6 protein-coding genes are annotated in these 9596 nt (G+C 67.8%); 2 read left to right on the top strand and 4 right to left on the bottom strand.

What is annotated here, in order from left to right; translation table 11 throughout:
• Positions 1-228: 228 nt before the first annotated feature.
• From tilS to Q0K09_RS05250, 4 genes are all read right to left on the bottom strand, one after another.
• Complete coding sequence (tilS, locus tag Q0K09_RS05265) at positions 229-1605, bottom strand: tRNA lysidine(34) synthetase TilS (RefSeq protein ID WP_294473772.1); 1377 nt, start codon at positions 1603-1605, stop codon at positions 229-231.
• A gap of 18 nt (positions 1606-1623) precedes the next feature.
• Entirely contained in the window at positions 1624-2973 is a 1350-nt protein-coding gene (dnaB, locus tag Q0K09_RS05260; protein WP_294473771.1) for a replicative DNA helicase, read from the bottom strand.
• Positions 2974-3089: 116 nt separating this feature from the next.
• The gene (gene rplI / locus Q0K09_RS05255) at positions 3090-3539 is read right to left on the bottom strand and encodes a 50S ribosomal protein L9 (RefSeq protein ID WP_294473770.1); all 450 of its coding nucleotides are present in this window, start codon (positions 3537-3539) and stop codon (positions 3090-3092) included.
• A 127-nt stretch (positions 3540-3666) separates the two neighbouring features.
• A complete protein-coding gene (locus tag Q0K09_RS05250; protein WP_294473769.1) occupies positions 3667-5667 on the bottom strand; it encodes a DHH family phosphoesterase in 2001 nt (666 codons plus the stop codon).
• Positions 5668-5925: 258 nt separating this feature from the next.
• Here Q0K09_RS05250 and Q0K09_RS05245 point away from each other — a divergent pair, with 258 nt between their 5' ends.
• Both Q0K09_RS05245 and Q0K09_RS05240 read left to right on the top strand, forming a co-directional pair.
• On the top strand, positions 5926-6990 hold the full coding sequence (locus Q0K09_RS05245; protein ID WP_294473767.1) for a branched-chain amino acid aminotransferase: 1065 nt from the start codon (positions 5926-5928) through the stop codon (positions 6988-6990).
• Between the two features lie 113 nt (positions 6991-7103).
• The gene (locus Q0K09_RS05240) at positions 7104-9479 is read left to right on the top strand and encodes a homocysteine S-methyltransferase family protein (RefSeq protein ID WP_294473765.1); all 2376 of its coding nucleotides are present in this window, start codon (positions 7104-7106) and stop codon (positions 9477-9479) included.
• The last annotated feature ends 117 nt before the right edge of the window (positions 9480-9596 follow it).

Genomic DNA, 9596 nt, shown 5'->3' with positions numbered 1-9596 from the left:
GTTTGAAAATTGGCGATGTGTCCAGCAGCGAGGGATTTTGGGCCGCCGGCAAGCAATTTTTTCGCAGGAATCCTGGCAGATTTCAAGGAAAAATTGCGCCGTCCAGGGGGCAAAAAACCCGCTGATTGGGCATGTTGACATTTTTCAAACAAGCCCTAAGGGGGTTCCCCCGTTTCGGGGTCCGCCCTGGGGGTCGGCTCCCAGCCGGAACGGGGTCCGGACGGCCCCTTACCCCCGAACAGCGGCGACCTCCAGGGCCTCCACCCCGGGGGCGGCCAGCCGGTCCCGGTGGGGGCCGAAGCCCCCCAGCCACACTACCCCGGCCCCGTCGGCCAGGACGGGGACCCGCTCCCGGAGCCGCCGGGGGACTTTGCCGTCGATGAGGAGCTTCTTTACTGTCTTCTCTCCCCGGCCCGGGAGGGCCAGCCGGTCCCCGGTCTGCCGGGGGCGGAGTACCAGGGGGCCCGAAAGCCGCGCCGGGTCCAGGAAGAAGTGATTGCCCCCCCGGGGCGCCTCCGCCGGGGTAACGGCGCGCCGGCAGGTGAGGGCCCAGCCCGCCTCGGGCAGGGAGGTCTCCCCCTCCAGCGCCAGCGGGACCGGGGTGAAGGGGGGCAGGGGGTCCTCCCCCTGGACGGTAAGGAGCAGGTCCCCGTAGACCCGGTAGGCGGTGAGGCCATGGGCCAGGTCCACCCGCCCGGAGGGGGCGGAGGACCGGGCCAGATCCACCACCGCCTGGAGGTGGGCGGCGCTGAACTGGTGTTCTCCCATCTCCAGGAGCATCCAGCGGATGATCCGCACGGCGATGGGGTCGGGGGCCCGGGCCACCAGCTGGGTGCGGATCACCAGGTCGTCATCGGCCCAGGCGGCCTCCCGGGCCATGCCGGCGGCCTGGGCGTTGAGGTAGTCGTTGTCGGCCCGGAGCCGCCGGATGGTCTCCCCCAGGGCCTCCTCCAGACGGGGGTTGAGGGCCTGGAGCAGGGGAAGGACCTGATGGCGGAGCTTGTTCCGGGCAAAGGCGGGGTCGGCGTTGGAGGCGTCCTCCACATGGGGCAGGCCGTGGGCCTCCAGATAGGCCGTAATCTCCGCCCGAGAGGTGGCGAGGAGGGGCCGCACCAGCCGCCCCCGCCGGGGCGGGATGCCGGTGAGGCCCTGGAGCCCGCTGCCCCGGATGAGGTGGAGGAGCAGGGTCTCCACATTGTCGCCGGCGTTGTGGGCGGTGGCGATGACGTCCGCGTCCACCGCATCGGCGGCCTCCTCCAGAAAGGCGTAGCGCAGGTCCCGGGCGGTCTCCTCAAGGCCCGCCCCCCGCCGTCCAGCCTCGACCGCCACGTCGCCGGAGCCGGTGACGCAGGGGACGCCCCAGTCCCGGCACAGCTGCGCCACAAAGGCGGCGTCCCGGCGGGAGTCCTCCCCCCGGAGGCCGTGGTCAAAGTGGGCGGCGGTGAGGGAAAAGCCCGCCGCCTCCGCCTGTCCTTTGAGGAGGTGGAGAAGGCACACCGAGTCGGCCCCCCCAGAGACGGCGCAGAGCACATGGCCCCCGGCGGGGAGCATGGCATATTCCCTTGTCAGAGCGGCAAAGCCCGCCGGAATTCCGGCCCGGTCCATAGGCGGGACATCCTTTCCTCAGTATTCCGAGTGGGTGCGGTCGATGGAGGAGAAGGTGGTGTACTCAGGCAGCCACTGGAGCTCCACCTTCCGGGTCTCCCCGTGGCGGTTCTTGGCGATGATGCACTCGGCCAGGTTGTGGTTTTCGCTGTCCTCGTTGTAGTAGTCGTCCCGGTAGAGGAACATGACAATGTCGGCGTCCTGCTCGATGGCCCCCGATTCCCGGAGGTCGGAGAGCATGGGCCGCTTGTCCTGGCGGCTCTCTGGGCCCCGGGAGAGCTGGGAGAGGCAGACCACCGGCACGTTGAGCTCCTTGGCCATGATTTTCAGGGCGCGGGAGATGTCGGAGACCACCTGCTGGCGGTTCTCTCCGGAATAGCGCTGCCGGCCCCCGGCGGACTGCATGAGCTGGAGATAGTCTATGACGACCAGCCCCAGGTTATCCACCCGGCGGCATTTGGCATTCATCTCGGCCACGCTGAGGGAGGGGTTGTCGTCGATGAGAATGCCGGCCCGGCCCAGGGCGGCGGCGGCCATGGCCACCTTGTCCCAGTCCTCGTCGTCGAGGCGGCCTGTAACCAGCTTCTTGTTGTCTACAAAGGCCTCGTTGGAAATGAGGCGCATAGCCAGCTGCTCCCGGCTCATCTCCAGGGAGAAGAAGACCGCCGCCTTGCCGGAGAACTTGCCCACCTGGAGCAGGATGTTCAGGGCGAAGGAGGTCTTGCCCATGCCGGGCCGGGCGGCCAGAAGGATGAGGTCGGAGTTGTTCAGGCCCGAGATGGCGCTGTCCACATCTGGCAGGCCGGTGGAGAGGCCGGGGATGTCCGAGCCAGACCGGGAGAGCTCCTCCAGCCGGTCCAGCACGTCCAACACCACGCTGGAGAGGGGAATGAGCCCCTGGCTGGCCCGGCCCTGCCGGAGGGCGTAAATCCGCTGCTCGGCGGCGTCCAGCACCTCCTGGCCCACGGCGGCGCTGTCCTGGGCCAGGCTGGACAGGTCCCCGGCGGTCTCGGCGATGCGCCGGAGCAGGGCCTTGTCCCGGAGAATCTCCACATACTCCTCCACGTTGGCGGCGGTGGGGGTGATCTCCATGAGCTGGAGGATGTAGGACCGGGAGGTGTTCTCGTCGAAGACGCCGTTTAAGCGCATCTTGTCCAGCACCGTCACCGGGTCGATGGTCTCCATGCGGGCGGACATGGAGTAGATGGTCTCGTAGATGTCCCGGTTCTGCTTGAGGTAGAAGTCGTCGGGCCGGAGCTTTTCCACCACCACCGGGACACACCGGGCGTCGATGAGCATGGAGCCCAGCACGGCCTGTTCTGCCTCGGTGGAGTGGGGGAGCTGCCGGACCAAAAGCTCTTCGTCCACAGATTCCCCTCCTGTCTGTCTCAGGGATTGGGCGCAAAGGCCCAGTGACGCCCTGCCCCGGCGCGGCGAACCCGCTGGAGCCGGGGCGGGGCTCCGGCCTCCCGGGCCAAAGGGACTTACTTCTCCTCGGCCACCACCACATAGATGGCGCCGGTGACCTCATAGCCCAGCTTGCATTTGAGCTCATAGGTGCCGAAGGCCTTGATGGGCTCCTCCTGGACGATTTTGCTCTTGCCCACGTCCAGGCCGTACTGGGCCTTCAGGCCGTCGGAGATCTCCTTGGAGGTCACCGCCCCGAAGAGCCGCCCGCCGGCGCCCGCCTTGGCGGTGAGCTTCACCACAGAGGTCTTGAGCTTTTCCGCCACGGCCTCGGCCTCGGCCTTCTCGGCGGCCTCCTGGGCCTTTTTGGCCTTCTCCTGCTGCTTCATGGCGTTCAGGTTCTCGGCGGTGGCAGGCACTGCCAGCTTCCGGGGAATCAGGAAGTTCCGGGCGTAGCCGTCGCTGGCCTCGATGAGCTGGCCCTTCTTGCCCTGGCCCTTGACATCCTGCTGCAGAATCACTTTCATAAAAACCATCCTTTCTGGATTAAAATGGGGGGTTCAATATGGGATATAAAACCTTGCGAAGCGCCAGGCCCCGCCAGTGCGCCGGCCCCCCAAGGGGGGCCCTTGCGCCCAAGGCGTCTGGAGGCGGCTACTCCTCCTCAAAATACTGGTCAATGGCCCGGAGGAGCTGCTGGAGCACCGCCTGGACGTCGGGGCTGGGGACCTGGGCCCCGGAGGCCGCAGCGTTGCCGCCGCCCCCCAGCTTTTCCAGCACCACCTGGACGTTGACGTCCCCGATGCTCCGGGCTGAGATGATGGTCCGGGCCCCGTCGGCGTCGGGGAAGAGGACAAAGGAGGCGTCAATGCCGATGATGTTCAGCAGCTCGTCCGCCGCCTGCGCCGCCGTCACCCGGCCCACCGTGTGGTCCACCGCCGCCACGGCGATGCTCCCGTGGCACATCTTGGCGTGGCGGATGATGTCATACCGGGAGACAACCCCCTCCAGGTCGCTCTGAAAGAGCTTCTTCACGTCCCCGGTGTCCGCGCCGGAGCGGCGCAGGAAGGCCGCCGCCTCAAAGGTCCGGGTGCCCGTGCGCATGGTGAAGTTCTTGGTGTCCAGCACAATGCCGGCCAGAATGGCCTCGGCCTCGATCTTCAGCAGGTCGGCGGGCTCCAGAATGTACTGGAGCAGCTCCGTGACCAGCTCGCAGGCGGAGGAGGCGTAGGGCTCGTGAAAGTTCAGCGCGGCGTTGGAGATGTAGGAGGCTGCCCGGCGGTGGTGATCGATGACGGCCACCCGGCTGCAGCACTCCAGCAGGTCCCGGCTGATGACCTGTTCGGGGCGGTTGGTGTCCACCACCACCAGAAGCGTCCGGGGATCGGCCAGGACAATGGCCTCCTGGGCGGTGAGGAAGACGTCCTTGTACTCCGGGACGCGGGCGAGCTTTTCCGTCATCTCGGCGGCGGGATTGTTGCCCGTCTCCTGGATGATCCGGGCCCAGCGGCCCCGCTTCCGGGCAATGGCGCACACCCCGGCACAGGCCCCGATGCAGTCCAGATCGGGGAAGCGGTGGCCCATGACAAAGACATGGGAGGAGTCGGCGATGAGCTCCCCCAGGGCGTTGGCCATGACCCGGCTTTTTACCTTGGTGCGCTTTTCCATCTCCTTGCTGCGTCCGCCGTAGAACTCAAAGGTGTCCTTGTTCTTCACCACCGCCTGGTCGCCCCCCCGGGAGAGGGCCATCTCAATGGACAGGGAGGCGTACTCAAAGAGCTCCCGGAAGCCGGGGGCGTCCTTCCCTATGCCGATGGAGAGGGTGGGCGGCACCGCCCCGGGGGCGGGGATATCGTGGACGGCGTCCAGCACGTCGAACTTGGTCTCCTGGAAGTGCTTGAGGCAGCGCTCCTCAAAGAGGAAGAGGTAGCGGTCCCGGTCGTAGCGCAGGAAGAGGCCCCCAGTGGGCTGGACCCAGGCGGCCAGGCGCTGGTTGATCTCGCTGCGCAGGGCAGTGCGGGCGGCCTCGTCGGTGTTCTTCATGGCGTCCTCGTAGTTGTCCACCAGCAGGATGGCCAGCACCGGCCGGGAGGCGAAGAATGCCTCCTTCACCCGGACGTAGGGGGTGATCTCCACCCAGTAGGTGGTGGCCAGCATGGGGGAGGGTCCCCGGCGCTCCTCTGAGTGGACCAGGGAGCCGTAGACCAGGAACCGGCGGTCGTCCAGCTTCACCTCGCCGGGGCACAGGCTCTTGCCCTCCAGGAGCCAGCGGTGGTCGAAGCCGGGTACCAGGGTGGATAGCTTGGTGTCAAAGAGGTGCTCCCGTCCGTCGGTGAGCTGGAGAAAGCGCTCGTTGGACCAGACCACCTCGTCGGTGTCGGGGTAGAAGATGACCATGGGCAGGGGGGAGTTGAGCATGGTGTCCCGGCTGGCGGCATCCATGTTGGTGGTTACCGACTCGATATACCGGAGCATCTCCCGCTTCCGCATACTGCGGCTGCGGCGCAGGTAGAGGTGCAAAATCACCACGATCACCCCCTCCAGCACCGCCAGGGGCACGGAAAAGAGGGCGGAGGCCAGGGCGAAGAGGATCATGCAGGCCAGATAGAGCCCCAGGCTGGGCTCCAGAAGCCCGCCAAGCTTGTTGTTTTTCACAGGTTCACCTCCTTGGGAAGGGCAGGGATACAGGCTGAAGAATGAGGTTTATTATATCAGAAAGGCCGCCCGAATACAAGGGCGGCGGCAGCCAAAGCATCCTTTTTCCGGAAGGTTCGGGCGGAAATTATGACGGGAGGTCCGGGGAGCGGCGGCGGGATTTCTGTCATATCCTCTCTTGCGCAACGGGGAGCGCACTGCTATAATGATATCGAATGAAAGTGCCGCAAAGCGGTTCGTTTACAGGAGGTATCCGCCATGGAGGAGATCAAAATCCAGCGCACCGAGCACCCAGCGCCCAAGCCCGATCCCGACAGCCTGGGCTTCGGAAAGATTTTTTCCGACCATATGTTTCTGCTCAATTATGACAAGGGCCAGGGCTGGCACGACCCGCGCATCGTGCCCTACGGACCCTTTACCCTGCCCCCCTCCGCTATGGTGTTGCACTACGCCCAGGAGGTCTTCGAGGGCCTGAAGGCCTACCGCCGGCCCGACGGCGGCGTGCAGCTCTTCCGCCCCGCCGACAACGCCCGCCGGATGATCGACTCCTGCGAGCGGCTGTGCATCCCCCCGGTGCCGGTGGAGGACTTTGTGGCGGCGGTGGAGGCCCTGGTGCGGGTGGATGCCGGCTGGGTCCCCGACGCCCCGGGCACCAGCCTCTATATCCGCCCCTTCATCATCGCCACCGACCCCAACCTGGGGGTCCACGCCTCCCACACCTACCTCTTCTGCATCATCACCGGACCCGTGGGGGCCTACTACGCCGAGGGCATCAACCCGGTGAAGATCTATGTGGAGTCCGAGGACGTCCGAGCCGTCCGGGGCGGCACCGGCTACACCAAGTGCGGCGGCAACTACGCCGCCTCCATCCGGGCCGGCGAGCGGGCCGAGGAGCAGGGCTACGCCCAGGTGCTGTGGCTGGACGGCGTCCACCGGAAGTATATCGAGGAAGTGGGCTCCATGAACGTCATGTTCAAGGTGGACGGGAAGATCCTCACCCCCGCCCTCACCGGCTCGGTGCTGCCCGGCATCACCCGCCGCTCCTGCCTGGAGCTGCTGCGGGACTGGGGCTATGAGGTGGAGGAGCGGCTCATCACCGCCCAGGAGCTCTTCGACGCCGCCCAAGCCGGCAAGCTGGAGGAGGCCTGGGGCACCGGCACCGCCGCCGTGGTCTCCCCCATCGGTGAGATGGGCTGGGAGGACAAGCATGTGGTGGTCAACGGCGGAAAGATCGGCCCCGTCACCCAGAAGCTCTACGACACCCTCACCGGCATCCAGTGGGGCGCCGTGGCCGACCCACACAACTGGGTGGTCAGGCTGTAACGCCCCCGCGCAACCTCCATCCGCCGTCCGGCCGGGACACCCGCCCCGCCGGGGGGCGGATTTTTGCAGAAAGCCGCCCCACCAAAAAACAGAACCACCGAGGAGGAAATACCATGGACATTCGCACCGAGCTGGGCCGCCGGCTCCTCTTTTTCGACGGGGGTATGGGCACCATGCTCCAGTCCGCCGGACTCCCGGGAGGATACGAGCCGGAGCGCTGGAATCTGGAGCGCCCGGAGGCCGTCCAGGCCGTCCACGCCCAATATCTGGCCGCCGGGGCCGACATCGTCACCACTAACACCTTCGGGGCCAATGGGGTCAAGCTGGCCGGCCCCTCGGTGGAGGCGGCCGCCGCCGGGGTAGCCCTGGCCAAGGCCGCCGTCCGGGAGGCCGGCCGGGGCTGGGTGGCCCTGGACGTGGGGCCCACCGGCCGGCTCCTGCGGCCCATGGGGGACCTGCCCTTTGAGGAGGCAGTGGCCGCCTATGCCCGGGAGATCCGGGCCGGGGCGGAGGCCGGGGCCGACCTGGTGCTCATCGAGACCATGAGCGACCTTTACGAGGCCAAGGCCGCAGTGGTGGCGGCCAAGGAGTCCTGTGACCTGCCCATTTTCGTGTCCGTGGTGCTGGACCAGGGGGGGCGGCTCCTCACCGGAGGGGACATCCCCGCCGCCGCCGCCCTGCTGGAGGGCCTGGGGGTGGAGGCCCTGGGCCTCAACTGCGGCCTGGGGCCGGAGCAGATGCAGGATTATCTGCCGGAGCTGCGGCGATGGAGTTCCCTGCCCCTCTTCCTCCAGCCCAACGCCGGACTGCCGGAGTGCGTGGACGGCTGCACCCACTACAACGTGGGGCCGGAGGACTTCGCCGCCGCCATGGCTGGCCTGGCCCGGGAGGGGCTTTGGCTGGCGGGGGGCTGCTGCGGCACCACCCCGGCGCACATCCGGGCCCTCCGGGCCGCCTGCCAGGACATCGCCCCCGCCCCCCTGCCCAGCCATCGGCGGACCTGGGTATCCTCCTACGCCAAAACCGTGGTCTTTGACCGGGAGCCCGTGGTCATCGGGGAGCGCATCAACCCCACCGGCAAGCCCCGGCTCAAGGAGGCCCTTCGGGCGGGGGATATGGACTATGTCCTCCGGCTGGCGGTGGAGCAGCAGGAGAAGGGGGCCCAGGTGCTGGACGTGAACGTGGGCCTGCCGGAGATCGACGAGGCCGGGCTTCTGCCCAAGGCGGTGGAGGAGATCCAGGGCATCACCGACCTGCCCCTCCAGATCGATACCAACGACCCCCAGGCCATGGAGGGGGCCATGCGCCGCTACAACGGCCGGCCCCTGGTGAACTCGGTGAGCGGCAAGGCCGAGAGCATGGCCGCCGTCTTCCCCCTGCTGAAGAAATACGGTGGAACGGCCATCGCCCTGACTCTGGACGAGAAGGGCATCCCTCCCACGGCCCAGGGGCGGCTGGAGGTGGCCCGGCGCATTGTGGCGGAGGCCGCCGCCTGGGGCATCCCCAAGGAGGACCTGATCTTCGACCCCCTGGCCATGACCATCAGCGCCGGCCAGGGGGCGGCCCAGGTGACCCTGGAGGCCCTGAGCCTCATCCGGGAGGAGCTGGGGTGCCGGACCTCCCTTGGGGTGTCCAACGTCTCCTTCGGCCTGCCCCGGCGGGAGCAGGTCAACGCCGCCTTTTTCCTCCTGGCCCTCCAGCGGGGGCTCTCGGCGGCCATTCTCAATCCCGGCTCCCGGGCCATGACCGACGCCCTTCTCTCCTACCGGGCCCTGGCGGGGCTGGACCCCAACTGTCAGGACTACATCGCCGCTATGGCTGGGGAGGGGGCCCCGGCGCCCCCCGCCGCTCCGGCGGGGGAGCTGGACCTGGGCGAGGCGGTGGAAAAGGGCCTCCGGGAGAGCGCCGCGGCGGCGGCCAAGGCTGCTCTGGCCGGGCGGGAGCCCCTGGAGATCATCGACCACGACCTGATCCCCGCCCTGGACCGGGTGGGGGCCGCCTTCGAGGCGGGGCGGCTCTACCTGCCCCAGCTCCTCATGAGCGCCGAGGCCGCCAAGGCCGTCTTCGAGCTCTTAAAGGAGCGCATGAGCGCCCAGGGGGGCGGCCTCCCGGCGGGGAAGGCCAAGGTGGTGCTGGCCACCGTGAAGGGGGACGTCCACGACATCGGCAAGAATATCGTCAAGGTCCTGCTGGAGAACTACGGCTACCGGGTCATCGACCTGGGGAAGGACGCCGCCCCGGAGGCGGTGGCCGGGGCGGTGGTCCGGGAGCGGGCGGAGCTCTGCGGCCTCTCGGCCCTGATGACCACCACCGTGGGGAGCATGGAGGAGACCATCCGCCTCCTGCGGGAGCAGGCCCCCTGGTGCCGGATTATGGCCGGCGGGGCGGTGCTCACCGAGGAGTACGCCCGGCGCATCGGGGCCGACTTCTACGGCCGGGACGCCATGAGCGACGTGCGCTACGCCGACCAGGTCGCCGCCGGGGGCTGAGAGCCCGGTCCGCCTGGGGGAGCCGTTTGTGTAGGATTCATAAATAATAGGTGACTTTTTCCGGAAGAGCTGTTATAATAGAGACAAGCAAAGCCGGGACACTCCCGGCTTCGCCCA

The organism is uncultured Intestinimonas sp., assembly GCF_944387725.1.
GTDB lineage: Bacteria > Bacillota > Clostridia > Oscillospirales > Oscillospiraceae > Intestinimonas.
Note: the sequence above shows the minus strand (reverse complement) of the source record. Positions and strands in the feature narration are given on the sequence as shown.

Excerpts from the sequence above, each read along its gene's own strand:
- tilS (WP_294473772.1), bottom strand. The coding sequence starts at position 1,605 with ATGGACCGGGCCGGAATTCCGGCGGGCTTTGCCGCTCTGACAAGGGAA.
- rplI (WP_294473770.1), bottom strand. The coding sequence starts at position 3,539 with ATGAAAGTGATTCTGCAGCAGGATGTCAAGGGCCAGGGCAAGAAGGGC.
- Q0K09_RS05245 (WP_294473767.1), top strand. The coding sequence starts at position 5,926 with ATGGAGGAGATCAAAATCCAGCGCACCGAGCACCCAGCGCCCAAGCCC.
- Q0K09_RS05240 (WP_294473765.1), top strand. The coding sequence starts at position 7,104 with ATGGACATTCGCACCGAGCTGGGCCGCCGGCTCCTCTTTTTCGACGGG.